Raw genomic sequence first — 26,441 nt, 5'->3', positions numbered from 1 at the left:
TGTTGCCTCAACCTAACCGGGGATCGCGGCTATGATGAGTGCTGTGCTCAGTCTTGATTGATCCCCCCAGGAGATACGTAGATGGTTGCAAATATCGGTGAGAGTGGTGAATTTACGCAGCTCGGCATTCCCCTGTTTTCAGATGCCGTAGCGGCGGGCTTTCCCAGCCCGGCAACAGATTATTGTGAACGCAAGCTGGATCTTAACGAACTCTGTATTCAAAAACCGGCTGCGACCTATTTTGTGCGTGCACAGGGCGATTCCATGATTGACGCGGGCATCTTCCCCGGTGATGTTCTGGTCATAGACCGGTCGATCGACGCGTCACATGGAGATATCGTGATCGCTGCTGTGAACGGTGAGCTAACAGTTAAGCTGTTGGAGACGAAGCCTCAAACCAGGCTCGTCCCCATGAACAGTCAGCATGCACCGATCGTTATTCCCGAGGGCGCAGATCTGGAAATCTTTGGTGTCGCTACAAATGTGATCCATAGCCTTCGTAAGCCATGAGCACCACCTTTGCCCTGGTCGATTGCAATAATTTCTATGCAAGCTGCGAACGCTTGTTTCGTCCAGACTTGAAAAATACCCCGCTAGTGGTTCTCTCCAATAACGATGGCTGTATCGTTGCGCGCAGTCAGGAGGTCAAGGCCCTTGGCATCAAGATGGGCACGCCTCTTTTCAAAGCGAAAGACGAGATCGAGAGGCATGGCATTCAGGTTTTTTCCTCCAACTACACCCTCTACGGCGACATCTCTGCCCGGGTCATGCAAACGCTGGAGCAATTCAGCCCCCATGTCGAAGTCTACTCTATCGATGAAGCCTTCCTGGATGTCTCCGGCATCCGTGCCTTGAGCGATCATGGCCAATTAATCCGCTCCATTGTCATGCAACATGTCGGCGTCCCTGTTTGTGTCGGTATCGCACCAACCAAAACACTCTCCAAGCTGGCTAATAATGCGGCCAAGAAGTTCAAGGCAACCCGGGGTGTTGTTGATCTCACCGACCCGGAGCGCCAAAAACGCCTTATGCAGATTACGCCGGTCTCCGAGGTCTGGGGCGTTGGTCGTAAACTGACCGAAAGTCTGCAAAAGATCGGCGTTGACACGGCCTTGCGTTTGGCCCAGATGGAGCCTCGTTATGCCCGACAACGCCACTCTGTGGTCCTGGAGAGGACCATTAGCGAATTGAACGGAGAAAGCTGCCTGGAACTCGATGAGGCATGGCAGCCAAGGCAACAGATCATCTGTTCTCGATCGTTCGGTGAAAAGTTGACGCAATACTCTGATCTGAAAGAGTCCGTCTGTGAGTTTGCTGCAAGGGCGGCCGAAAAGCTGCGTCGAGATAAGCAACTGGCTATGATGGTGAACGTTTTTATCCGCACCAGCCCCTTCGATAAGACGGGGCCTGGTTACTCCAACACGGCGACGGGTACACTTACCCAGTCAAGCTCCGATACGCGAAAGATCCTGGATCTGGCCATCCGACTGTTCGATATGGTTTGGCGAGACGGCTATCGCTATGCCAAAGCAGGGGTGATGTTGGGGGACTTCTGTTCGCCGAACGATATTCAGCTCAGCCTCTTCGACAGTCAAAAAGGCCGTTCAGAGAATGAGGCCTTAATGAAGGTGATCGACACCATTAACCACGGTGGCCAGGGCAACATATGGTTTGGCGGACAACGGCCGAAAAAGGATTGGTTTATGAGGCAGGCGAATGTTTCACCTGCATATACAACACGTTGGAGCTGTCTTCCTAAGGTAACATGAAAGCTTTCCGTGATCACTTTGCATACCTGTCCCTCCGAGCTTTCGAGCCATGGACCAGAAGATCAAGTTCTTCCTGCTCCGGATTGACGCAACGTCACCCTCATGACCAACAAGAGCAGGAGCAACAAGAGTGTAAAGTAACCAACAAACCAGGGCAGGGAGTTGATAAAGACCTGGTTTTTCAGTGCTGCTTCAAGCAGCCCCGGTTGGGACTGGATCGTCTGCTCGCGTAGAAAGGCAAGCAGCAGCGCATAGAGCAGACCTATGCCACCGTAGCCCAGGTTGAGGAACAGACCCTTGAAGCTTAAGACCGTAGCGCGCTGATCCGAGCTGGTGGCCTGGTTCAGGTAATGACTGAGGAAAAACCCCATCAGATACATGCAGCTGAAGAGCAGCAGCGCCGGCAGCAGCCCGACCCAGGGCCAGACGAAACACATTCCGCTCAGACCGAGCAGAATCAAGGTTGCGGTGAAGAGCAGGTTAAAGAGAGGCGTGCGTCGTTCCGTCAGTCTTCGCGCCAGCGCCGGCATGACAAAACCGCCCATCGCCAGAAGCGAGCCGAACACTCCAAACAAGGCTTCGGGGATCTCGATCAGTCGGTAATACTGGCTCGCCATGGTCAGCAGCATGCGGATCACGCTGTCTCCAAGCAGACCACACAGCAGCAACATCAGCACAAACGGGGTGCGAAAAATCCAGCGGCTTGCCTGCCAGACCAGCCGGAAGGCCTGCCTGGTTGTCTCTTTACTGCTGCCTGGAGCGAGCCCTGCCGTTGTCACTTCTCGCATCCTCAAGGTCGTCAACAAGGTCAACAGCGCGGTGCCGAGGGTGAAGTAGATCGGCAGCCGCAGCGTGGTGTCGGCGGTGATCTGCCAGGAAAGCCCAGCCAGGCTGATGAGTCGCTGCAGCAAAACCGGGTCGTAAAGCAAGCCGCCGAGGGTCATGGCGATGACGAAGCCGGCCGATTGAATCTGGATCTGTCGTTCCAGCACCCGACCCCAATCGGCACTGTCACCCTGTTGTTGCAAACTGTCGTAGGCCAGGGCTTCGTCGGCGCCGCTGGCCGCTGCCTCTGCCATGCCGCTGAGAATCCGGTTGACGACAAAAGCCCAGAACAAGAGATCCAGATTGCCGCGCGGCACGAAGGCCCAGAGGGCGATCTCGACCACCATCAGGCTGCCGGCAAAGACAAGCAGATTGCGGCGACCGAAGCTGTCGGCCAGGGCCCCTGAGGGGACCTCGCAAAGCACGATGGTTGCCGCCCACACCGCATTCAAAATAGCAAATTGGGAAAGGGTGAGACCAAAATCGAGGAACAGGATCGAGAAGACCGGGTAATAGAAACGCGCGTTGAACAAAACCCGAAAGATAATGAACAGCCGAACGTTGGGAATCTGGAAGGGTGAGGTGACGGCCTGGTTCATGATCGTATGGATCCATTGTTGGGATGCAGTGGTTAGAATCACCAACTGTGTTTACATGATAGCTAACTTTGCCGGTTCAACGCAAAATTTCTGGACATTAATCTTATCGCCTGTTTAACGCCCGTTCGTTTTACTCACTCAAGACGCGAAGAGGGCTGGCAAGGCGCAGAGAGGGTAAGCAAGACGAACAAATCTTAACGCCCGTTCGTTGCACTCACTCAAGACGCAAAGGGGGCAGGTAAGACGCAGAGAGGGCAAGCAGGACGCAAAATAAAAATGTTTTCCTGAAAAGATATTTTCTTTGCGACTTTATTTTATCCTTTGCGTCTTTGCGTTAAGCTTTTCGTTAAGCAAATAGTTACGCCCCAGTGACTAAGGTCTCAACTTGAGTAAAGTAGGTGACCCGATACAATTATTCAGGCCATACAGTAATTGTTTGTGGCTTTGTTATAATGAGGTTGGCAAATACAATGAGCAAATAAAGGGGCGCTATGGATCTCCGTAACACTCGCACCACTATCCTCAACGAAGGCTCTGTTGAAGACAAGCGTGCCGAAATCCGTGATTATTTCCAGAAATCCTTCACGATCGATGAGCGGCTTTACGAAACGCTGGCCAACGACCAGGCTTTCTACCTGCGTGCCGAGCCGCTGCGCCATCCGCTGATTTTCTATTTGGGTCACACCGCGGTCTTTTACGTCAACAAGCTGATCGTCGCCAAGATCATCGAGGAACGCATCAACCCCCACTATGAGGCGCTGTTTTCCATCGGCGTCGACGAGATGTCGTGGGATGATCTGAATGACGACAACTATGACTGGCCAAGTGTCGCCGAGGTCAAGGCCTACCGCGACCAGGTTCGGGCAATGGTTGATCATGTGATCGAGACGCTCCCCTTCGCGCTGCCCATTGATTGGGACAACCCTTTTTGGGCGATCATGATGGGGATCGAACATTCACGCATCCATCTGGAAACCTCTTCTGTCATTATCCGCCGTCTGCCCCTTGATCAGGTGCGGCCGTTGCCGCTCTGGGAGATCTGCGAGGAATCGGGTGTGGCTCCGCAAAACCAACTTTTGCCGGTTGCCGGCGGCACTGTCACTCTCGGCAAGGGCAAAGACCACGCACTGTACGGCTGGGACAACGAGTTTGGTCGGCATCAGTTTCATGTGGACGATTTCGAGGCCAGCAAGTACCTGGTATCAAACCGGGAATTCATGGCTTTTGTCGAGGCTGGCGGCTACCGAAACGAGACCTGTTGGACCAAGGAAGGCTGGCGGTGGCTTGGTTTCAGCGAAGCCGAACAACCGCTCTTCTGGGTCAAAAGCGGAAGCAGCTATCGTTTGCGCACTATGGCCCGGGAGATCGCCATGCCCTGGGACTGGCCGGTTGAGGTCAACTACCTCGAAGCCAAGGCTTTCTGCAACTGGAAGGCCAAAGAAAGCGGTCTGCCGATCCGCTTGCCGACCGAGGATGAATGGTATCGGCTGCACGACCAGCATGAGATCCCCGATCAGCCCTACTGGCAGCAAGCTCCGGGCAATATCAACCTGGAGTACTGGGCCTCTTCCTGTCCGGTGAACCGCTTCTCCTTTGGCGAATTTTTTGATCTGATCGGCAACGCCTGGCAGTGGACTGAAACACCGATTTCCGGGTTTACCGGCTTCGAGGTGCACCCCTGGTACGACGATTTTTCTACGCCGACCTTTGACACCCAACACAACCTGATCAAGGGCGGCTCATGGATATCCACCGGCAACGAGGCGACCCGCGATGCGCGTTACGCTTTTCGCCGGCACTTCTTTCAACATGCGGGCTTCCGCTATGTTGCCGCTGAGCAGGAACTGGAAGGCACCGAAGCGATGTACGAGACCGACGATTCCGTCGCCCAGTACTGTGACGCTCATTTCGGCCCGGTGAAATTCGGTGTGCCTAACTTCTCTGCCCAGTTGGTGAAGATCTGCCTGGAAGTCATGGCAGAACGGCCGAAAAACCGCGCCCTTGATCTTGGCTGCGCGGTGGGTCGCTCCAGCTTTGAGTTGGCCAGGCATTTCAACTTTGTCACAGGCATCGACTTCTCTGCGCGCTTCATCCGCATCGCCCACCAGTTGCAGGAAAAGGGCGTGACCCATTACCAGCTCCCGGAAGAAGGTGAGATTGTTTCTTTCCACGAGACGCGTCTGAGTGACTTCGGCCTCTCCGAAAATCTCGATAGGATTGAATTTGTACAAGGCGATGCCCATAACCTGAAGCCGCAGTTCACCGGTTACGACCTGGTGCTGGCGGCCAATCTGCTTGATCGGCTCTACGATCCGTCACATTTCCTGTCGAGCATTCATGAGCGGATCAATCCCGGCGGGCTGCTGGTGCTAGCTTCGCCCTATACCTGGCTGGAAGAATTTACCAAGAAAGAAAACTGGGTTGGCGGAATCCGCCTCGCTGGTGAGCCCTTCACCACCCTGGATGGGTTGACGCAACAACTGGGCAGCCATTTCCGCATGCTCGAAGAACCGCGTGATGTCGAATTCGTGATCCGCGAAACGGCGCGCAAGTTCCAACATACGATCTCGCAGTTGAGCGTCTGGGAGAGAATCTCCTGATGACGCCCCCCTTTGATATTGAGCGAGCCCGCCGCGAAACCCGTGGTTGTGAAGAGCGTATTCATTTCAACAACGCCGGTGCCTCTCTGCCGCCAATTCCGGTGGCCGATGCTCTCTACGACTATTTGCGCGAGGAGGAAGAGCAGGGTGGCTACGAAGTCATGGCCCGGCGTGCTGCGGAACTGGACCATTTTTACACCGCTGCCGCGCAGCTGCTCAACTGTTCGGCCGATGAAATCGCCTTTGCCGACAGCGCCACCCGGGCTTGGAACGCCGCTTTCTACGCCTTCGATTTTCAACCGGGAGACCAAATCCTCGCCAGCAGCGCCGAGTATGGCAGTAGTTTGGTGGCCCTTCTGCACCAGGCAAAGCGCCTTGGGGCCGAGATCTCCTGGGTGCCGGATGACCCCACGGGCCAGATCGACATCAACAGCCTTGAGAGCCAGATCGACAAGCGGGTCAAATTGATCTGTCTCACCCAGGTCCCCTCAGGTAGCGGTTTGGTCAACCCTGCTGCAGAGGTCGGCAAGGTCGCAAAAGCGGCAGGCATCCCTTACCTGCTGGATGCTTGCCAGGCTCTTGGTCAGATGCCGGTCGATGTCGATCAGCTCGGCTGTGATCTTCTGTGCGGTACCGGTCGCAAGTTTCTACGTGGCCCGCGCGGCACCGGCCTGCTTTATGTGCGTAAAATCCTGCTCGAACAACTCGAACCCAACCAACTCAACCATCACGCTGCACCATTACTGTCTGCCAACAACTACCAGCTCCGCAGCGATGCAAAACGCTTTGAATGTTGGGAACGCAGCTATGCCGCTCAGCTTGCCCTCGGTGTCGCCATTGACTATGCCCTCGCCTGGGGACTCGGAGCTATCAGCGAGCGGGTCAGATTCCTTGCTGCAACACTGCGCCAAAAACTCGCCGATATCGATGGGGTGACCATTGCTGATCAGGGGCTCGGGCCGTGTGCTATCGTCACCTTCTCTTGTGCACAGATGCCTGCCGATCAGTTGCAGCAACAGCTGGCACTTCGGCAGATCAACACCTCAACCGTGCCTTTCTCTGCCAACCCTGTCAGCTCTGAAAAGCTTCACCACCCGGCCTTGCTGCGTGTCTCGCCGCATTACTACAATACAGTTGGGGAAATTGAGCACTTTGTCGCGGAGCTGAAACAGCTCCTTTAAAAGAAAGTTTTGTGGAATGTGGAGACCTGCACCCTGTCACTGATTGAGGTGTTCCTCCCCTTTTGTTCTGAATTTCTACTAAGTACGGATGTAGCTCAAGTCTTGACCAATGGTCGTATAGAGCTAAAGCCGCCGTCAACAGCCAAAACCTGGCCGGTTACCCATTCCGACTCATTGGAGAGTAACCAGCAGATGGCCTTAGCCGCATCATCGACATGACCATACCGGCCAAGTGGATATTGAGCAGCAAGCTGTTCTTCGGCCTTTGCTCCTTTAAAAAACCCTTCAGTTGCCGCACTGCGAATCAAGCCGGGAGCGATCCCGTTAATGCGTATTCCTCGACCGGCATAATCAGCAGCAGCACTTCGGATCAGCCCTTCCACTCCTGCTTTTGCAGCTGCGATCGCCGCATGGTTGCCAATCCCAATGCGTCCGGCAATGGAACTGACCAAAACAGCAGATCCTCTAGTTTTATGATCTAACAGTCCCTGGATGAATTTCTGCAGGGTGAAGAAGGCGCTGTCCAGATTATTCTGCAGGCAGGATCGGTACTGTTCCTGTGTCGTGCGGTGCATCGGTCTGATTATGATACTGCCCGCGCAGTGAGCAAGCAGAGTGGGGGGCTCACCGTATTGGCTGTTGATCGTATGAAAGAGCTGATCGACTGCTTCCGAACAGGAAAGATCTGCGGAGAACTTCAACCCATCGGCTATGGGGTTCGCGTTGAGCTTTTCTTCATCCCTGCCGGTCATCACCAAGCGGTAGCCAGATGTGGCCAGTCGTTGAGCAACAGCCGCGCCGAGCGAGCCGCTACACCCTGTAATTAAGGCAATTTTTGACATATTAGCCACCCCTGTTAACCGCAAAAAAATTTCACGCAGTTAAAATAGCGCGGTTAACCTCCAGTTTTTGACAAAGGTTGTCTTTGTTCCTGCTTATCGACTGTGCCCGGTCAGGTTGATGTTATCAGCACCATCGCCCAACCAATCGATCTCGGGGAGCTGAACCGGATCACAGACGTTAGTCGCAAAATTAGCCTTCACTCCACAGTTGCCACACTTGAATTCGGCGCGTCCTGAAAGACAGGCGACCATATCCTCGCGGCCTTCTTCGGAGAGAGTACAGAGATGAACATGGTGACTTACGATATCCTTGCAGAAGTTTTTCGTTTCATTTGCCATGACAGGAACCTTTCTTCTTTGAGTGTAAAGCTTAACCGTATCACAAGAGCTCATTTCGGCAATCTCCTGAGGAGTAAAGCTGACCCGGATATAGTACATCTCGGTCCCTGTGATAAACTTTCATATGACAAAGGTCTTTATGTTTTCTGATTTGACAGCGACGATAATCACTACCGCAACCTTCACGGTCTGATCTTGCGGCCTGCTAGAGGAGCCTGATGATGAGCAATCTCTCTACAAGATACATGGGTCTGGAACTCAAAAACCCCCTTGTCGTTTCAAGCTGCGGACTCACCAAAACAGTGCAAGGGGTACAGCAGGCGGCCGAAGCAGGTGCTGGGGCGATCGTCCTGAAATCGTTATTCGAGGAGCAGATAGACGCCGAAACAGAGGAACTGGCTCGACAATCGCAGCATTCTGGACACACCGAAACCTACGATTACCTGTACGGCTTTGGTCGGACCTTCGGACCCAGGGAGTATCTGCAGTTGGTAAGCGATGCCAAAGCCGCTGTTTCCGTACCGATTATCGCCAGTGTTAATTGTGTCACCGCCGAGCGTTGGACCGAATACGCCGGGAAACTCGCCGCTGCTGGCGCTGATGGCCTGGAGTTAAACATCGGCTTTCTGCCGAATGACTCCGCAATCAGCGGCGTTGACGTTGAAGAACGTTATCTCAATATTCTATCTGCAGTGCGGACTAAGGTGTCGCTTCCCGTTGCTTTAAAGATCGGGCCATATTTCTCATCATTGGCGCACCTGGCGAAACAGCTCGGCAATGACCGGATGACCGGACCACCATTTACCGTGGGCTGGTGCGGTCCAGGAGAAAACGACAAGAAAGTTACCTGGCAGGGGGCAGATGCGCTGGTGTTGTTCAATCGATTTTATCGTTTTGATATTGATCTCGACAAGCTGCAGCCTTCCGGAGGCAACCCATATAGCACGTCTGAAGAACTCCACGTTTCGTTACGCTGGATTTCCCTGCTGGCTGGTCGAGTGGCTTGCGACCTGGCAGCTACCACCGGAGTGCACGATGGGAGCGACATGATCAAGCAACTCTTGGCAGGGGCAACAGTGGTCCAGGTTTGCTCAACCCTTTACCGCAACGGACTCAGCCAGATCGGCCTGATCCTCGACCATCTTCAGGAGTGGATGCAGGGTCATGGGTTCCAGAGCCCGGCGGATTTCCGTGGACAGTTGAGCCAGGCTCGCAGTGAGGACCCTGAAGATTACGAGAGGATGCAATATATCAAGGCGCTGGTCGGGATTGAATGACATGGGGGCGGGGAATGCTCTTTTTGAATTACACAAAAAGTTTACGGCAGACCTCTGGGATCTGCTCCAAAGCAGTGCAGATTGTCAGGTTCTGCATCTGTATCCCGCCTTGGACCGCTTGTCCGCCAGCGATCAGCTTGAACTGGGGAGCGAGTTGATTTCTCAGGCTCGCCAAGTCATTTTTAGCCTGTCGTGTTGAATAGTGGAAGCTAAAGGAGAGTGCAACGCCATCGACCTGTAGATCGCTGGCCAGCAGCGGAACCTCCGAGAGCGGTAATTCCTGATTGAGGAGAATGCATTTGATCCCCTCGGCATGGAAGAGAGCCGCTGCCAACAGCAGCCCCAGCTTATGTCTTTCGCCGCTCAGGGTGAGGAACAACAACTGCTTTTGGTTATTTGCTGGTCGTTCAGTGGCCAGTTGTTCCCGCAGCAGTTGTTCCAGTCGGTCGGAAATCAGATGTTCGCGAGCAATGCTGAGGCTGCCTTCGGTCCAGCCCTGATCGAGCGCTTGCAGCAAGGGCAGGGCATACTGGTGAATAAAGCTGATCAGCCCGAGTTTCTGTAGTTGTTCACGAAGTTCTCCATCGATCTGACCGGGTGAGAAGTCTTTTGTCAATGATTGCAGAGCCCGGTTGGGCGGTCGCTCCTGTTCTGCAGCTGCCATCAGCAGTTCCCGCCGTTCGGCTGAACTCAATGTAAAGATCTTCCCCGGTCGGTAGCCAAGGCTCTGCAGTTTTTTAACGATCCGCAATTCGCCAACCTGGTCAGCGGAATAACTGCGGTGACCGCGCGCGCTGCGAGTGGGAATCGGGTAGCCGTATCGGCGCTCCCAGATCCTCAGTGTATCAATGCCGATACCGATTTCCTTGCTCAATTGCTGAATCGTCATTGTTTGTCCTAGACAAAAGGGTAATGTTGTGAATATTATATAAAAAACAATATAAATCAAGTCAAAATTTAGACTTTGATTATGGAGAATACAAATGGATAAAAAACTCGAACAACTCTTTTATGCTGCTCTTGGTGGTGCCCTGGCCGTTAAGGAAAAGATCGAAACCAATAATGATGAGATCAAAGCCTGCCAGGAAAAGAGCGAAGAGAAGGCGCGGATTTTTTTAGACGAGATGGCCCAGCGGGGCGAAGAGGAAAAGGACCAGTTCAAGGAGAGGCTCAAAGATATCCTCAAAGAGGTGGTCTCTGAGCTAAACCTAGCGACCAAAGACGATCTGGAAAAGCTGAAACAGGAACTGGCAAAGTAGTTTGCTCCGTCGTCTGTTCATCTCAATATATTACTGTCGGCCGCAACGCAGTTATGCGGTCTTCAGGTTCCTGGTAACGGTTTTTCTCCTGTTCCGCAGGCGCCGCCGCTGGTTGCTCTGGAAACCTTTGGGCCCGGAGGCCCTGCTTGAAAATATCCGTTCTCTCGGCGCCAGCTTTCTCAAGTTGGCACAGGTGTTGGCCACCCGCGCCGATTTTTTCGATCAGGAATACTTGCAGGCTTTACGTCAGTTGCACGACAAAATGCCGGCGATGACTGATAAAAATCGCGAGCGTGTTTTCCGACGTGCCTTCCCCGATCCAGAGGTTTTTGCCTCGTTCGATGAGCAACCCATCGCCAGTGCTTCCATCGGCCAAGTCCACAAAGCCCAACTGAAACAAACCGGAGAAGTCGTTGCCGTCAAACTGCTACGCGAAAACATCCAGTTCAAGGTTCGCATAGACATCCTTTTGCTCAACCTGTTTTTGAGAATCTTGCGACCGCTTTTTACTGATCAGACCCGACATTCCATCGAATCGGTTCTGCAAGCGTTCAGCCGGGTGATTCTGCAGGAAGTGAGCATGCTGCAGGAGTTGGCCAACCTGGAACATTTTAGCCAGGTCTACGCCGAATCAGGGATCCGTTTTCCGCAACCTTACCCGCAGTATTGTTCTGATACGGCCCTGGTGATGAGTTTTGAAGAAGGAGCACGTTTCGATGATGTTGAAGCGGTCTCCAGGCTCGATGTCTCATTTGATGAGTTGATGCAGCGGCTGGTACTTTTTTATACCGAGCAGATGCTGGTCAAGGGGTACTTTCACGCCGATCCACATCCGGGCAACCTGCTGGTCAGCCCGGCCGGTGAATTGATCCTGCTCGATTTCGGCATGGTCAGCCGGATTCCTCAACAGATGCGTCAGGCCATGATCTACGCCGTCAAAGCCGCTTATGAAAGGGATTTCGAGCTTCTGGTCAGCGCGACCCGGAAGATGGGGGTTTTCACCGAAGACTCTGATTTCGGAGCATTGAACAGTGTCGCCGAAAGCCTGTTCGAAGTTTTTGACAGTGATCACCTCGATGCCTCCAGCATGCAGGAACTGGCCTTTGGGATTCTCGATGTTCTGCACGATCAGCCATTTAAGCTGCCGCAGGATGTGATCTACGTGATGCGGGTCAGCTCCCTGGTCGAAGGTCTGGGTACCCAGTACATCGATAATTTCAACGGCATCAAAGATATCCTACCGATTCTAAAAGAGAACTTGCCACGTGCCCTCGGCGAAGATCGTTTACCACTGGATAAGCTCAAGTATGAACTGCTCCAACTGCCAATAACAGCGATCAAAGCACGAAAAGTGATCGAACTGGCAGAGCAGGGTGACCTGGTGGTGCGCATGGCAACCGCAGACCGCGAGTACCTGCTGGAACGGCTCGGGAAATATCTGCGCAAGCTCGGCTGGTTGCTTTTTTTTCTGGCGCTGGCCTTCTATTTTAAGCTGCTGCATCAGCAATGGGCCGATTATCTCTCAGCGGGCTGCCTGCTGTTATCGGCACTGACGCTGTTGAGAAAAAAAACGTGAAGAGTGTGTCAACAAAAGCAATTCCCGTGAATTGTGAGGTGAGTTATGAACGTCGCAGTTATTGGCTCAGGAATGGCGGGCTTGACCGCTGCCAGGATATTGGAGGCTGCGGGTGCCATTGTTACGGTTTTCGATAAAAGTAAAGGAACGGGCGGCCGGCTTTCCAGCCGCTCTTTCGAAGGCGGCTGGATCGATCATGGTGCGCCCTATTTCTCCTCCGAGCAACCTGGATTTTCGGAGTTCTTGCGCACCCATCTTCCCGCCGAAAACCTTCAGCTCTGGCAGCCACACGTCATGGGTACGCTGGGGGCTGATGAGCAGCTCCACTCGATCGGAGTTCCACGCAGCAGCGCAATAACCCGTGGTCTGCTCGGTGACTTACGCTTCCAACCTTCAACCCGGATTGCCCGGCTGGCCGCCTCTGCTGACGGCTGGCAGCTGTTCAACGATGGAGAGTCGTTGCTGGGTTGCTGGCCGCAGGTTGTGATCGCGGTTCCAGCGCCCCAGGCGTTGGCTTTGCTGCGGGACCAACCGCCGCTGGCCGAAGCAATCAGTGCCGTCACAATGGAGCCCTGCTGGGTTACCGCAGTCCGCTCCAAGACCAGTTTGACGGGTCAAGCCGATGTTTCGGTCTACCAGGATTCGATGATCCGTCGGATCGTTCACAACAGCGCTAAACCAGGGCGACTGAACACCAACGTTTACCTGGTTCAGGCGACCAAAAGCTGGTCGCTTTCGCATCTCGAAGAGACTGCCGTGAACGTCGGCAATCAATTGCAAAAGCGCTTCGATCAGCTGGTTTCCAGCGAGGGTCGCAGCGAAACCTTGTTCAGCCACCGCTGGCGCTATGCTTTCACCGAAACACCTTTAGGTAGGCCCTGCTTGTGGGATGCTGAATTGAGTTTAGGTGTCTGTGGTGACTGGTGTCTCGGCCGGCGGGTTGAGGATGCCTGGCAGAGCGGCGCCGACCTGGCGGTGCGGATGTTGAAATATTTCGAAGAGGAAAAGTCCTGAATGCAGGTTAAAAAAATCATTAATGCCCCACTTGAAAGAGTCTGGAACATCCTGACTGACACCTGGCAGTGGCCGGCTTGGGGACCCTCAGTCCGTTGTGTCGAGTGCCCCCAGCGTTACATTTGTTCGGGTTTGCAGGGACGGCTCAAAACAGCCGTTGGCATCTGGGTGACCTTCGAAATCACTAGCTGCGAAGCACCTGTTTCCTGGGGCTGGAAAATTTCCGGGGTTACGGCGACCGGGCATCATTTGAAAAAACTGACCGAAAACAGCTGCGAGCTTATTTTTGAACTGCCTTTTGTGGCTTTCCCTTACGCTCTGATCTGCCGTCGGGCGGCCAATCGGATCGCCCGTCTGGCGCTCGACAAGTAAAGAGATGGAAACATAAAAGCAAGGATATAGAAATGAAACTGCAACAACGAAGAGCGAGCGCCGCACTCAAAAGTTTATTTGTTGCTGACGCCCTGGCGATGCCGGTGCACTGGTATTACAATCCGCTTGATATCGAAAAAGCCTTTCCCGGTGGAATCTCTCAGTTGGAGGCGGCTCCTGAATATCATCCTGCATCGATCATGTCACTCCACTCCACGGCCAAAGGTGGACGGGGAGTGCAAGCGTCTCATGGGAGACAACGAGAGATTGTCGGTGAAGTGATTCTTAAGGGCCGACGGAAGTACTGGGGTGTCATTCACCAGCATTATCACCGGCAGATGCAGGCGGGAGAGAATACCCTCAACGCCCATTGCGCGAGAGTTGTCATGCGAACCTTGCAGGCCAACGCCGGACGTTACGACAAGCAGAGCTTTCTTGATGACTACATCGATTTTATGACCGCTGATCCGCCCCGTCACCCCGACACTTATGCCGAATCTTATCATCGCGGGTTTTTTGCCAACCTGGAAAGCGGCAAAGAGAAAGATCGCTGTGGTGCGGTCACCCACGATACCCCCTCGATTGGAGGGTTGGTGACCATCGCACCGCTTGTGCTGAGCGAAAGATTACAAGGTCTTCCACTGACCGAGGTTCAGAAACACTGCCTGGAGCATCTTTTCCTGACTCATCCGGATAAAGAGCTGGGTTATATCTGCGCGGTTTATGTCGAACTGCTCGATGCCTTGCTGTTTCGCGACCAGGCTCAGTCGCCTCACGAATTGCTTGCCCGGGCTGCGAAAGCCAGCATCGGGCTCGATCTGCCGGCACTGGTCGAAAAAAAACACGATGACAGGTATGTGGTCGGGAGTCTTTTTTCTACAGCCTGCTACATCAGCGGTTCCTGGCCGAGTGTTCTTTACCTGGCCTACAAATATGCGGCCGAGCCGAAACAGGCGCTACTGATCAACACAAACCTCGGCGGGGATAATGTTCATCGCGGTGCAGTGCTGGGTGTCGTCCTGGGACTGATAAATGCTGCTACAATAGCTGAATTCTTTGACCAGTTGGCCGATCAAAAGCGGATTTCCGCCGAGATCAACCGGTTGTTTACGGGGTCCGGTTTAAATCTCTGAGCGGCAAAGGGAGGAAAGGCAAATGCCTAGAGTTGTTGTTTTGGGAGGCGGTTACGCAGGGCTGGCATGTCTGATCGAACTGAGCAAAAACGACAAGAGCCTGGAGCTTCATCTGCTGGATGCAGGTGCGGACCACTGCAAAATAACCAACCTGCACAAAACCTTCCAGCATGAGCTGGAAAAGTTCACCGTCAGCTACGCTGAGTTGGCGAAGAAATTCAATTTCACGTTTCATCAGCACAGGCTTGATTTCTCTGAGCAGGATCTTGCTCGTTGGCAGCGGCAGCAGAAACTTCCTTTAGCTCAGAAAGAGCTGCCGTTCGACTGGCTGGTGGTCGCGACCGGCGCCTTGCCGATACCGCTTCATTCCGGGCCGGGTAGCTTCGGCCAAAACGAGCTGCGCCTTGGCAAAGGAAAAGCGCTGCTGGAAGATTTACTGGAAACTGGTGCGGCAGAACCGCTGCAGCTTTCATTGGTCGGCGGCGGGGCCACCGGGGTCCAGGTGTTGTTCGAACTGCACGAACAGTTACGGAGAAAACGGGTGCCCTGCAAGCTACGGCTCATCGATCAGAACCAACGCCTGGTACCAAACCTTCCCGAAGGGGTGCACAAGTACATTGCCAAGAAACTGCGGCGGGGCGGGATAGACTATCTTCCCGGCACAAACTACCTCGGTCATACTGATGAAAAGATCCAATTGGCTGAGCTGGCGACAGGGCGAGAATACTCCTTGCCTTCCCAGCAGACTTTACTGTTTCCCGGGGTGTCTGCTACCCCCTCAACACTGAAAACCAATGCTTACGGGCAGATCATGAGCAGCGGGAGAACGCTGGAGAATATTTTGTCAGCCGGGGATTGCTCCAAATTTGACTCTTCGGGGCTGAATTACCTGACCGCTCAGGCAGCGGTCAGAAAAGGCAAGTTGGTCGCTCGCAATATTGTTCGGCTTGGTGGCGGGAAAAAACCGCAAACTTACCGTTACCAGGAAAAAGGTTACCTGGTTAGCCTGGGGGCTCTCGATGCCATTGGCTGGATCGGTCTACGCTGCAATCTGGTCAGGGGATTCCCGGCAAGCGTCATCAAGGATGGCATGGAAACCCAGTACGACCTGTTTCTTAATGGTGTCGATACTTACCTTGATTTCCCTAGCAAAGCCTGAAAGGGGGGCTGAACAGGACCTGGGCCTGTTTCTGTTTGCCAAGAGTCTTCTAGCCATTAAACTTCCTTTCAGGGACTGTTATTCTTGTTGACAGCCGAGAGGATGGTCTAAGCTTCATTCATCTATGGAGGACACTCAAGATGCCCTACCTTCAGCTCGATGTGAATGGTCATTACCCGGTCGAAGTGAAGAAACGCCTGGTCACAAAATTGAGTGAAACCTACTCAGGCATGCTGGACGTTGACGTTGGCCGCATCAGTATCGCCATCCGTGAACTTGGCGAAGGCGGTCTGTGGCGGACCATCGATGGTGAACCTCGGCCTGCTGCGGTGTTGATGTGCGATATCCGGCGCGGCCGGTCTGAACAGCTTCGCCTGGATGTGGCTAAAACCCTGTCCAAGGATTGCATCGATATTCTCGGTCTGAGCGCTGAGCGTTTGAATGTAGTCTTCACCCAGCATGCGGGCGATGAGATGTATCACCCCGGCCTGGGCGGCTTCAGCCCGGAATGGCGGGAATAACCGTAACAAGACATTGCAAAAATGCCTGTTTCTTTTTGCCGATGTCTTTGTTTGTCTCTTAACGTTTATCTAGAGGCTTTAGTACCAAGGTTTTCCTCGTACCACGGACCATGTCCCGCGTACCAAGATTTAAACCTGACCCCGAGGAGGGGAGCAACCGATGACCGAGAACCAACAACTCGATCCCGATCCTTTCAAACAGTTTGCGCGCTGGTTTGCAGACGCGGAGCAGGCTGAACTGCCTTTGCACAATGCGATGACCCTCGCCACGGCAAGCCGTGCAGGCAAGCCTTCGGCGCGGATGGTGTTGTTGAAAGAAGTCGATGCGAGCGGCTTTGTCTTTTACACAAACTATCAGGGCCGAAAGGCCCGGGAACTAAAGGAAAATCCCTTTGCTGCCCTGGTGTTCTATTGGCAACCCTTGTCACGCCAGGTTCGGGTTGAAGGCGCCGTGGAAAGGGTGGCCAGCGATGAATCTGACCGGTATTTTGCCAGTCGCCCCAGGGGGCATCAGCTTGAAGCCCATGCTTCGTCCCAGAGCCAGGTCATCAAAGACCGCGGGTTCCTGGAAGAGCAGTTTAAGACCTTTACTCAGATGTTTGCCGGTCAGGAGATACCGCGTCCCGCCCATTGGGGCGGCTATCGGCTTCTCCCGGAGACGTTGGAGTTCTGGCAGGAAGGAGAGCACCGACTACATGACCGACTGCGTTATCGGCGTATCGATAATGACCAGTGGGTGATCGAGCGATTGGCGCCATGAAGCATCGGGGACATTGACGCCACAGCTACAATTTTTAATGTGCACTTTATGATCCTGGATAAATGCCGAGGACAGAACAGCACAACAAACGAAAACAACGACGATTAAAAGCGATCATCCCCAAAGGAGTCTGATATGGACCTGCAGTTGACCGGTAAAATTGCCCTGATCGTGGCGTCAAGCAAGGGACTGGGTAAAGCGATCGCCAAGCAACTAGCCGAAGAAGGCTGCGATGTTATGCTGACCAGCCGCAGCGCCGGGCAACTGGCCGTGGCACGGCAGCATCTCTTGCCGAGCGCCAATGGCAGGGTGGAGTGCTGCCCCTGCGATATCACCAACCTTGACGACATTCAAAAACTGGTCGCAGAGACCCGCGAGCGGCTGGGCCCCGTCGATATTCTGATCAACAATGCCGGAGGCCCGCCGGGTGGCGGATTTGACCAGGTTGATGATGCCGCCTGGCAGGAGGCCTTCGAGCTGAATCTGCTCAGCTATGTTCGCTTGATCCGTGAAGTCCTGCCCGATATGAAGCAGAAGGGCGGGCGGATTATCAATGTCACCTCCTCCTCGATCAAGCAGCCGATTCCAGGGCTGATTCTCTCCAACGCTTTCCGCATGGGGATTCTCGGTCTGGCAAAAAGCCTGGCCGACGAACTGGCCCCCTACAACATTCTGGTCAACACCGTCGCTCCGGGACGGATTGCGACCGACCGCACAAACTACCTGGACCAGCTCAAGGCAGACAAACGGGGAATCGGCAAGGAGCAGGTGGTTGCCGAATCGCTGCAGAACATCCCCTTGAAACGTTACGGCGAGACCGAGGAGTTTGCCAGGGTGGTCTGTTTTCTCGCTTCCGGGGCCAGTTCCTACGTGACCGGCAGTACTCTTATGGTTGATGGCGGCATGGTCAAGGGCTATTGATCCTGGAACTTCGAGAGGCGTAAAACTATGCTGGTTTGATAGCCATACTTGCAACTTGACTACTTTCCAGTAAGTTTAATGAGGAAACAGTTTTAATCATGAACACAATCAACTCTTTGTTCTCAATAGATGAGGGCAACGGTTTCGAGAGAAGCAATCCCACTAACCTTATAGGAGGAAACAATGAAAATGCGGATCAGACAGCTTATGTTTGTCGTCGCGGCAGTCACCTTGCTGTGCGGTTCTATCACCACGGTTCAGGCTGCGGATGATCGCAGTTACCTGATGGCCACTGCCTCCACCGGTGGGACCTACTACCCGGTCGGTGTCGCCCTGTCTACCCTGGTCAAGGTCAAACTGCAGCCGAAGCAGAAGATCGGCATGTCGGCCATCAACTCCGCCGGTTCCGGTGAAAATATCAAGTTGCTGCGCGATAACGAAGTCCAGTTCGCCATTCTTCAGGGTCTCTATGGCGCTTATGCCTGGAAGGGGACCGGACCCATCGAAAGTGAAGGGCCGCAGAAAAACCTGCGCGCGGTGACCATGCTCTGGCAGAACGTCGAGCATTTTGCTGTCAACAAGAAATTCGCCAAAAGCGGTACCGTTTCAGACATGGTCGCGATGAAGGGCGAAACCTTGTCGCTGGGGAAAAAGAATTCCGGTACCCTTGGCTCCAACACGGTGCTGCTGGCCAATCTTGGGGCCGATGTCGAAAAGGACTATAACTTGATCTATGTTGGCTATGGACCATCAGCTGACGCCATGCAGAATGGCCAGGCAGGCGGCATGAGCACCCCGGCCGGGGCCCCGGTCAGTGCCGTGACCAAGGCGATGGCGAACATGGGTGACGATGTCGTTGTCCTCGATTTCACCGATGAGCAGATGAAGCAGGCCGATGGCGGCATGGAGCTTTGGACCCGCTATGTCATCCCGGCTGAAACCTACCCGGGTCAGGCGAAAGAGATCAAGACTATCGCCCAGCCGAATTTCCTCTCGGTTCGTGCCGATGTGGACGAGGATGCCGTCTATCAGATCACCAAGACTATTTACGAGAACCTGCCTTTTTTGAACGCCATCCACGGGGCCACCAAGGCCATGGCGATTGAAAAAGCGATCGCCGGACTGCCGATGCCGCTTCACCCCGGTGCGGCCAAGTATTACCAGGAAGTCGGCATCACCATTCCCGCCAGGTTGCTGGCTCAATAAGTTAAGTGCAATCCCCGGCCGCCATGGCTGCGGCCGGGGTGTTTTTTCTTCTCTGAGGAGAGGTGATGACAGATCCTGCTACCGAACCTACGACCCATCTGAACCGCTCCCTCATCATTCTCGGTGTCGCTATTTCTTTGATGCACATCTGGTTCAACGTCGTGACAGTGCTGTCCTCACTCTGGCAAAACTCGCTGCATTTTGCCGGCTTTGCGCTGATGGCCTCGCTGGTCTACCCGTTGCGCAGGAACCCAACCATCGCCTGGCGAGCCCTGGACATCCTGTTGGGGCTTATCGCCGCCGGGTCGGCTCTCTACCTGATAGCTATGGAAGACGCTATCTACGCGCGAGGCGTGCGCATGGTCCCCGCCGAATGGGTGGCCGGTATCATACTGATTCTCTGCGCCCTGGAATTCACCCGGCGGGTCGCCGGCTGGTTTATCCCGGTGCTGATCATGATCGCCTTGAGTTACGTTGGCTGGTGGGGGGCAAAGATTGACGGGGTCTTCAGATTTGCCGGCCTGAGCCCTGAAACCATCCTTTTTCGCAGTGTCTACGGTGATGATGCCCTGTTCGGTACCATTGCCGGCATCTCGTCCACCTATGTGTTCATGTTTATCCTCTTCGGTGCCTTTCTGCTCCGTTCCGGTGCCGGTGAGTTCGTCATCGACCTGGCCCGCGCCGTCGCCGGGCGTATGGTTGGCGGACCCGGGCTGGTGGCGGTCATGGCCTCCGGGCTGATGGGCACCATCTCCGGTTCGGCTGTTGCCAATACCGCTTCGACCGGCGTTATCACTATCCCGTTGATGAAGCGTGCCGGCTTCCCGGCCAAGTTCGCTGCCGGGGTCGAAGCAGCGGCCTCGACCGGTGGCCAGTTGATGCCGCCGATCATGGGTGCCGGGGCCTTCGTCATGGCCACCTACACACAGATTTCTTACAACACCATCATCGTTGTCAGCATCCTGCCGGCAATTCTTTATTTTGCCGCGGTCGGTTTCTTCGTCCGGATCGAGGCGAAACGCAGTCATGTCCATGCAATGGATACCGAAGAAGTCTCGGCAATCGAGGTTTTCAAGAAAGGCGGCATCGTCTTCCTTCTGCCGATTGGTGTGCTGATCGGCCTCTTGATCTACGGTTTTACCCCCACTTATGCCGCTGGCCTCAGTATCCTCGCTGTTATCGTCTCCTCCTGGTTCTCGGCTAACAAGATGGGACCCAAGGCGATCATCGAAGCCATGGCCATGGGCGCGAAGAACATGGTCATGACCGCCATCCTGCTCTGTGCGGTCGGCCTGATCGTTAATGTCATCGCCACGGCAGGAGTCGGCAACACTTTCTCATTGATGATCAACGAGTGGGCCGGGCATAGCCTGGTCATCGCCATAGCCCTGATCGCCCTGGCTTCACTTGTACTCGGCATGGGGCTTCCGGTCACCGCCGCCTATATCGTCCTCGGAACCCTCTCGGCGCCGGCCCTGCAAGCCCTGATCGCTGACGGTCTACTGGTCGACGCGCTGGCCAACGGCCAGATTCCGGAAGCGGCCAAGGCGATTTTTATGCTCGTTGCACCGGACAAACTGGCAGAAATTGGCAACCCGATGACCACCGCAGCCGCCCGGGCGATCGTCGATGCGGTGCCGGTTGATATGGCCGGTATGGTCCGTGAAGCGGTCCTCACGCCACATGCGCTGACCTATGCGCTGCTCTCCGCACACCTGATCGTCTTCTGGCTGAGCCAGGATTCCAACGTGACGCCGCCGGTCGCGCTCGCTGCTTTCACTGGCGCCGCAATCGCCGGTACCAAGCCGATGGCCACCGGTTTACAGTCCTGGAAGCTCGCTAAGGGTTTATACATTATCCCGCTGCTGTTTGCTTACACACCCTTCATCGGCGGTTCCTGGGTCGACGACTTCACGATCTTCTTCTTTGCCCTGTTCGGCTTATATGCCTTTGCTGCTGCACTGGAAGGCTTCATGGAAGCACGCGTCAACCTGCCGGTGCGCTTGCTGTCAGTCGGCTGCGCCGTCGCTCTCCTCTGGCCGGCGCCAGTGTGGGTTCATCTTGTGGGCCTGATCGTGTTAATCGTTTTGTTCATGAGCAGCTTTCGCAAGTCACGCAGAGAGACTGCAGCCGTCTAAATCTCTTTTCCAACACTTGCCTCGACTCTTGTCCCGCAATCGATTACAGCTTACCGATCTCACCGGCCAGGGCGGCGTTGTCGGGCATCCCCTCACAGATCATTCTTATAATAGAGGTTCGGTCGATCAGGTAGGTGACGCGCCCGCTGCCGTATCGTGCGCTGATCGAGCCGTCATCGACGAGCAGTGGAAAACTTAAATCGAGTTCTGCGGCGAATTCGTGGTGGGTTTCCAGAGTGTCTGCACTTACGCCCAGAACCTGGGCGTCAAGCTTTGCAAAGTCAGAAATATCACTTTGAAAAGCCTTCATTTCGATGGTTCAGCCAGGGGTGAAGTCTTTAGGGTAGAGGGCCAGTACCACCGGGCCCTGCTCAACCAGCTGACTGAGCACGATCTTGCCTTTTGTGGATGGCACGCTGAAGTCGGGTGCTTGATCGCCGACCTTGAGAGCGATTTCCTGGTTAGCTTTTTTCATGAAACCTCCTTTCTTGTTTTAAGAAAATATAGCCGAACTTCTGCAAAAACCAAGCTTTCAGATAAACTCTGACATTACCCCTGTTATTGCTATCAAAAGAATGTTTGTTATTGATATAAACCACTTTCATCATAAGTCTATCAATAGAATGTCAATTGTCTTATGATAGTTTTGATGTAGGCCTACCCTATTGATAGTGAGAAGTTTAATGCCAAATATTATTGGATACTTAAGGCCAGACATTGACGGCCAAAACGTTCAGTCGCAGTTCGATCAGCTCAAAGCAGCCGGAGCGATCAAAATCGTCCAGGAAAAGCCTGCCGGTACAAAACACAACAGGTCGCAGTTAGACAACCTGATAGCCGATGTCCGGGTTGGTGATACCGTGATGGTGACCAGTCTCGACCGTATCGCGCACAACACCAGGCACCTCCTGGAGGTGGTTGAATCCCTTAACTCTGTCGGGGCGATATTCAAGGTCATCGATAAGGGTATCGACACTTCGACACCTCAAGGGGAGGTCTTTCGTCTGTTACTCGCTGCAATTACAGACTTCGAGCGACAGGTCGTACGGGAACGTCAAGCCATGGGGATTGCCAAGGCCAAACAGGCCGGGCGCTATAAGGGCCGAAAGCCGACTGCAATGGTGAAGACTGATGAGGTGTTAGCACTGAATGCCCAAGGCCTGACCCGGCAAAAGATCGCCGACCAACTTGGGATCGGCGTCGCGAGTGTTTACCGAATTCTCAAAAACCATACGACAGCAAAGAAAACGCGTAAAAAGGTCCAGAAAAAGCCTGTCGATAAGCCGAAGAGGGTAGAGCGCAAGCCAACACGCGAGCCCGACACAGAGCAGCTGTCATTCTTCTAGTGGTATCGCAGCGTCAAGATGAAAGTTGCGGTTGAACGTTAACTTAACTAAAGACGTTAGCTCAGCTTTGGGAGGGATTGTCGTCAACGTTTAATGGGCGTTTCTGCCAATCGCACTCACTTCAATCATTGTAGCAGGACTTATAGGAATTTAGATGTCTGCCTAGAACGTGCGTAATTTATGATAGACCCGATTGGCTCTATCGGATATGAATAAACCTGCCTGAGAAATAATACGCCTTATAAAAGGAAAAGGGTCGGACCAGTCAAATATCGCCCAAACTTTGGAGCCCCCGTAAGGTCGCAGATATTCCGCCAAGGAATATCGCTCGTTGAGGAGGTGGCGAAAATTGCAGGCAATGTCCTTAGCCATATCGATCCAATAGATGTTGGACTCGTAGGGCTTTTGTTGCGGAATCGTTCCATACGCAAGATGCCGATACTCCAGCCATGGGAAATTAATGCCGCATCGCACCGCTAGAAGAGTTGACAGATTATGACGACCATTTACCTCTATCAGTTTGAAAATACCATCCCGACTATCCCTCTTGAATTCGACACAAGCAAAACCTGAGAAAGATATAGATTCCAAGAGTTGACGGCCCGGTTCGAGCAGTTCCGGCTGCCATTTGCTGCAGGCTACACGAGGCGATCCGTAACAGGGTGGTGCATTCCTTAAGTGGCTTGCCATAAATTCGACCAGCGGCGTGCCGGAGATGGTGTAACAGTTGTAGTTGACAACCTCCCGATCATTTCCAGGGATGATCTCTTGGATCATCATATCCAATCCGGCATCAGAAGCTTGTAGATAGTAGTCGATAATCTCGGAAGGGTTGTCGGCGACAAACATTTTTTTTCTGAAATGTTCTAAAAACATATGGCTCTGTGCTGGTTTAAGCAGACAAGGGAAGCCAACCATTTGCGAGAACTCTTTCGCTTCTGCAGCCGAAACGGGCAGCAACGTCTGAGGCACAGGAATGCCCGCTAGATTGGCAATTGTGTAAGTCTTGCGTTTGTCGATCACCTTAACTACGGTTGCATAATCGGGGCAGGCGACCAGAAAGTGTCTTCCTAGTAGTTCTTTGTGGCGGGACGCAATGAGCAGGGTCTCATCAGACACTGGCATTAGGACTGCACCCTGCCAACGTTCGCTGAGCTCTAGGAGAGTTGCGATGAAATTCTCCTCGTCCTCCTTCGGATGTGGAGCCACAACTCTTTCTGCCACGTATTGAGAATACTGGGCCATATCCCGTGGGTCATAATGGACCACCACCACCGGGACACCCATTTTGCTAAGCGCCCGGACAACTCCAAGAGACGCAGTGTTAGCTGAGAGTATGATCGCAGGTTTCATTTTCCCCTTCTTTTCGATGCCGCAAAAAAGAGCGTTCAAGGAAGCCGTACTTAAATATTACGTTTTTGTTGAGGGGCCAAATTAATTCAATAATAAGAATGAGACAAATCTGTCCACTCCTAGGATCGCAAAATTAGTATAATCTTATGGCACTGTATGGCTTTGTCAACGTGCCTCTTAACCAAGAAGACGAAGTACAAAATTGAATAGAAACCAGTTTTGTGTGACTTCTGAGATAGCAATCAGAGTCGCGGGGATCACGACTCCCGAGACGAAGATCAGCTTCTTATTGATAAAAGTATTCAGTAAGCTCTTTAACACACATAATTATGGCCACCAGGATCTGTTCCTTGGTGGCCTTTTCTTACATTGCAGGACTTCTAAGATCTTCCATAAACTTCCAACTGGAAGAAAGATAACGTCCTTTTGAAGAGGCAAAAACCATAAGATTCCAATTTGATATGTTGTAACCCGTCATATCCTTGATATAAATCTAACAAAAGAAGCCATTATCGTGTCTTGTAAAAAAAACCTTTAATCATGTGCTTAGCATAAAAGTGTGTGTCATGGAGCGAATAAACATTATTTGGGTCATACCACTAGGATTGCTATTAATATTGGGAGTCCTTGCTTCCTGCGGTGGCAGTGGAGGGGATAGCGACAGCACCTCTAATAGTGACACAACGAATACAGTAACAAACTCAGCACCTATAGCCAACGCTGGTAAAGATCAGAGCATCGCGTTTGGAACTATAGTGCGACTAGATGGTAGTGGCAGTTCTGATGAAAACGGGGATGCTTTAACATATTCTTGGACAATTCAGTCTGCCCCCATTGGAAGTAAAGCAGTTTTAAACAACACTTCAGTAGTCAATCCAACATTCACAGCCGATCTTGTAGGAGTTTATGTGGTCAGCTTGAATGTTGACGATGGGTGGGTTGCAAGTGCCGCTGACACCGTGATTGTCACGGCATTAACGTTTAACTACTCCATCTCGATTGGAAAGTTTGGTGCCGACATCTCTGGAACCAACTCCAAGTGGTGGGGCGGCGTAAAGGGTCAAGACGACAAGATCTACGGTATTCCATATGGTGCTGATGATATCCTAATCATTGACCCGGCTACCAATACCGCAATTCGCAGCACTCTTGGGGCAAATATTTCCGGTCCTAGCAAATGGGCCAGCGGCTGTTTGGGGTCAGATGGCAAGATCTATTGCGTTCCTTACAATGCGCCAGACGTTTTGATCATTGACCCGGTAACTGAAACTGCCATTCGCACTAATTTCGGTCTGAATCTCACCGATACCGCCAAGTGGGCAGGAGCGGTTCTGGGTACGGATAACAAAATTTACTGCATCCCTCGGGACTCAACAAATATCCTTATCATCGATCCTGCGTCAGGGACTGCTTCACGAAGCAATATGGGAGCGAATCTTGCCGGATCCAATAAGTGGTCCGGAGGAATACTTGCTTCAAATGGTAAGATTTATGGCGTTCCTCGCAATTCCCTAGACATCCTTATCATTAACCCTGCGTCAGGGACTGCTTCACGAAGCAATATGGGGGCTGATCTTACAAGCAGCCATAAATATGCTGATGGAATCTTCGCACCAAATGGGAAGATTTACGCAATCCCATATACCGATTCCCCTGCGATACTTATTATTGAGCCGGAGTCCAATACGGCTTCTCTCAGCACCATGGGCGCGAATTTACTTGGAGCAGGATGGTCAGAGGCAATTCTGGGCCCAGATGACAAAATCCATGCCGTTCCGTACACCGCATCCGATATGTTGATTATAGACCCGGAGGCAGGATCCGCTTCTCGCGTTGCGATTGATGGCGTGGGGAACACCTCAAAAGGAAAATGGGTCATGGGAGATATTGTTGATAATAAATTCTACGGTATACCCTATGGCTCTGAGGATATTATCCTTGTGCAGTTCGAATGAAGAGGCATGTGGAAGGGAGTTTCGAGGTTTTATGAAGCAAAGATATTCCTGACTGACATCTGAAGTTTGAGCTTCATTTTTTAAAAACTATGAAGAGCCTCTTTTGGGCAGAAGAATATTTTTTTATAGATCAGCTAGACCATTACTATGCTCTTTCTCAAAATTCACCATTTACAGTACAAATTAGCCCCTACCGGTTTTACCAAGTAGGGGTTTTCTTATTTGTATTACTGCAACTCATTTCTGGAGCTCCTTAGGATATTTAAGATGTAAAAAGCTTCGAAAGCTAGTTGAAA

General features: G+C 53.0%; 24 protein-coding genes. 18 read left to right on the top strand and 6 right to left on the bottom strand.

Annotation, left to right across the window (positions count from 1 at the left end):
* The first annotated feature begins 81 nt into the window (after positions 1 to 81).
* Entirely contained in the window at positions 82 to 510 is a 429-nt protein-coding gene (umuD, locus tag P9J64_03585; GenBank protein MDG5467397.1) for a translesion error-prone DNA polymerase V autoproteolytic subunit, read from the top strand.
* The gene (umuC, locus tag P9J64_03580) at positions 507 to 1,769 is read left to right on the top strand and encodes a translesion error-prone DNA polymerase V subunit UmuC (protein ID MDG5467396.1); all 1,263 of its coding nucleotides are present in this window, start codon (positions 507 to 509) and stop codon (positions 1,767 to 1,769) included. Before umuD ends, umuC begins: the two co-directional genes overlap by 4 nt.
* Before the next feature lie 62 nt (positions 1,770 to 1,831).
* Here the strand turns inward: umuC and P9J64_03575 are convergent, their stop codons facing one another.
* Positions 1,832 to 3,193: an MFS transporter gene (locus P9J64_03575; protein MDG5467395.1), complete on the bottom strand. Its 1,362-nt coding sequence runs from the start codon at positions 3,191 to 3,193 to the stop codon at positions 1,832 to 1,834.
* A gap of 491 nt (positions 3,194 to 3,684) precedes the next feature.
* On the opposite strand from P9J64_03575, the gene ovoA reads away from it, so the two are divergent.
* Both ovoA and P9J64_03565 read left to right on the top strand, forming a co-directional pair.
* On the top strand, positions 3,685 to 5,793 hold the full coding sequence (gene ovoA / locus P9J64_03570; protein ID MDG5467394.1) for a 5-histidylcysteine sulfoxide synthase: 2,109 nt from the start codon (positions 3,685 to 3,687) through the stop codon (positions 5,791 to 5,793).
* Positions 5,793 to 6,974 (top strand): aminotransferase class V-fold PLP-dependent enzyme, encoded by a 1,182-nt coding sequence (locus P9J64_03565; protein ID MDG5467393.1) that lies wholly within the window; start codon positions 5,793 to 5,795, stop codon positions 6,972 to 6,974. The genes ovoA and P9J64_03565 overlap by 1 nt, the downstream gene beginning before the upstream one ends.
* A 95-nt stretch (positions 6,975 to 7,069) precedes the next feature.
* On the opposite strand, the gene P9J64_03560 is transcribed toward P9J64_03565, so the two are convergent.
* Both P9J64_03560 and P9J64_03555 read right to left on the bottom strand, forming a co-directional pair.
* Positions 7,070 to 7,816, bottom strand: a complete 747-nt coding sequence (locus P9J64_03560) for an SDR family NAD(P)-dependent oxidoreductase (GenBank protein ID MDG5467392.1) — start codon at positions 7,814 to 7,816, stop codon at positions 7,070 to 7,072.
* 93 nt (positions 7,817 to 7,909) lie between these two features.
* Positions 7,910 to 8,209, bottom strand: a complete 300-nt coding sequence (locus tag P9J64_03555) for a hypothetical protein (protein MDG5467391.1) — start codon at positions 8,207 to 8,209, stop codon at positions 7,910 to 7,912.
* 164 nt (positions 8,210 to 8,373) lie between these two features.
* Between P9J64_03555 and P9J64_03550 the strand changes: the two genes are divergently transcribed.
* Positions 8,374 to 9,432: a dihydroorotate dehydrogenase-like protein gene (locus P9J64_03550; GenBank protein MDG5467390.1), complete on the top strand. Its 1,059-nt coding sequence runs from the start codon at positions 8,374 to 8,376 to the stop codon at positions 9,430 to 9,432.
* 28 nt (positions 9,433 to 9,460) lie between these two features.
* Here the strand turns inward: P9J64_03550 and P9J64_03545 are convergent, their stop codons facing one another.
* Positions 9,461 to 10,321, bottom strand: coding sequence for a MerR family transcriptional regulator (locus tag P9J64_03545; GenBank protein MDG5467389.1), 861 nt, complete (start codon positions 10,319 to 10,321; stop codon positions 9,461 to 9,463).
* A gap of 94 nt (positions 10,322 to 10,415) precedes the next feature.
* Here P9J64_03545 and P9J64_03540 point away from each other — a divergent pair, with 94 nt between their 5' ends.
* The 11 genes from P9J64_03540 to P9J64_03490 all read left to right on the top strand — a co-directional run bounded on the left by P9J64_03540 (position 10,416) and on the right by P9J64_03490 (position 21,491).
* Entirely contained in the window at positions 10,416 to 10,691 is a 276-nt protein-coding gene (locus tag P9J64_03540) for a hypothetical protein (GenBank protein MDG5467388.1), read from the top strand.
* Between the two features lies 1 nt (position 10,692).
* Positions 10,693 to 12,267 (top strand): AarF/UbiB family protein, encoded by a 1,575-nt coding sequence (locus P9J64_03535; GenBank protein ID MDG5467387.1) that lies wholly within the window; start codon positions 10,693 to 10,695, stop codon positions 12,265 to 12,267.
* 45 nt (positions 12,268 to 12,312) lie between these two features.
* On the top strand, positions 12,313 to 13,281 hold the full coding sequence (locus P9J64_03530; GenBank protein ID MDG5467386.1) for an NAD(P)-binding protein: 969 nt from the start codon (positions 12,313 to 12,315) through the stop codon (positions 13,279 to 13,281).
* The gene (locus P9J64_03525; GenBank protein ID MDG5467385.1) at positions 13,282 to 13,653 is read left to right on the top strand and encodes an SRPBCC family protein; all 372 of its coding nucleotides are present in this window, start codon (positions 13,282 to 13,284) and stop codon (positions 13,651 to 13,653) included. It begins immediately after the preceding gene.
* Positions 13,654 to 13,685: 32 nt separating this feature from the next.
* Positions 13,686 to 14,786 (top strand): ADP-ribosylglycohydrolase family protein, encoded by a 1,101-nt coding sequence (locus tag P9J64_03520; GenBank protein MDG5467384.1) that lies wholly within the window; start codon positions 13,686 to 13,688, stop codon positions 14,784 to 14,786.
* 22 nt (positions 14,787 to 14,808) lie between these two features.
* Complete coding sequence (locus P9J64_03515; GenBank protein MDG5467383.1) at positions 14,809 to 15,945, top strand: FAD-dependent oxidoreductase; 1,137 nt, start codon at positions 14,809 to 14,811, stop codon at positions 15,943 to 15,945.
* Positions 15,946 to 16,085: 140 nt separating this feature from the next.
* Positions 16,086 to 16,466 carry a tautomerase gene (locus P9J64_03510; GenBank protein ID MDG5467382.1) on the top strand — a complete coding sequence of 127 codons (381 nt, stop codon included), beginning with the start codon at positions 16,086 to 16,088 and terminating at the stop codon, positions 16,464 to 16,466.
* A gap of 160 nt (positions 16,467 to 16,626) precedes the next feature.
* The gene (gene pdxH, locus P9J64_03505) at positions 16,627 to 17,226 is read left to right on the top strand and encodes a pyridoxamine 5'-phosphate oxidase (protein ID MDG5467381.1); all 600 of its coding nucleotides are present in this window, start codon (positions 16,627 to 16,629) and stop codon (positions 17,224 to 17,226) included.
* A 135-nt stretch (positions 17,227 to 17,361) separates the two neighbouring features.
* Complete coding sequence (locus tag P9J64_03500; protein ID MDG5467380.1) at positions 17,362 to 18,147, top strand: SDR family oxidoreductase; 786 nt, start codon at positions 17,362 to 17,364, stop codon at positions 18,145 to 18,147.
* A 207-nt stretch (positions 18,148 to 18,354) separates the two neighbouring features.
* On the top strand, positions 18,355 to 19,353 hold the full coding sequence (locus P9J64_03495; GenBank protein MDG5467379.1) for a TAXI family TRAP transporter solute-binding subunit: 999 nt from the start codon (positions 18,355 to 18,357) through the stop codon (positions 19,351 to 19,353).
* A 65-nt stretch (positions 19,354 to 19,418) separates the two neighbouring features.
* Entirely contained in the window at positions 19,419 to 21,491 is a 2,073-nt protein-coding gene (locus P9J64_03490; protein MDG5467378.1) for a TRAP transporter fused permease subunit, read from the top strand.
* A 43-nt stretch (positions 21,492 to 21,534) separates the two neighbouring features.
* Here the strand turns inward: P9J64_03490 and P9J64_03485 are convergent, their stop codons facing one another.
* Positions 21,535 to 21,966, bottom strand: coding sequence for a peroxiredoxin (locus P9J64_03485; protein MDG5467377.1), 432 nt, complete (start codon positions 21,964 to 21,966; stop codon positions 21,535 to 21,537).
* Positions 21,967 to 22,174: 208 nt separating this feature from the next.
* Here P9J64_03485 and P9J64_03480 point away from each other — a divergent pair, with 208 nt between their 5' ends.
* Complete coding sequence (locus P9J64_03480) at positions 22,175 to 22,837, top strand: recombinase family protein (GenBank protein ID MDG5467376.1); 663 nt, start codon at positions 22,175 to 22,177, stop codon at positions 22,835 to 22,837.
* Between the two features lie 162 nt (positions 22,838 to 22,999).
* Here the strand turns inward: P9J64_03480 and P9J64_03475 are convergent, their stop codons facing one another.
* Positions 23,000 to 24,190, bottom strand: coding sequence for a hypothetical protein (locus tag P9J64_03475; protein ID MDG5467375.1), 1,191 nt, complete (start codon positions 24,188 to 24,190; stop codon positions 23,000 to 23,002).
* A 566-nt stretch (positions 24,191 to 24,756) separates the two neighbouring features.
* On the opposite strand from P9J64_03475, the gene P9J64_03470 reads away from it, so the two are divergent.
* Positions 24,757 to 26,145 (top strand): PKD domain-containing protein, encoded by a 1,389-nt coding sequence (locus P9J64_03470; protein MDG5467374.1) that lies wholly within the window; start codon positions 24,757 to 24,759, stop codon positions 26,143 to 26,145.
* The last annotated feature ends 296 nt before the right edge of the window (positions 26,146 to 26,441 follow it).

It is taken from the genome of Deltaproteobacteria bacterium IMCC39524 (assembly GCA_029667085.1).
Classification (GTDB): domain Bacteria; phylum Desulfobacterota; class Desulfuromonadia; order Desulfuromonadales; family BM103; genus M0040.
Note: the sequence above shows the minus strand (reverse complement) of the source record. Positions and strands in the feature narration are given on the sequence as shown.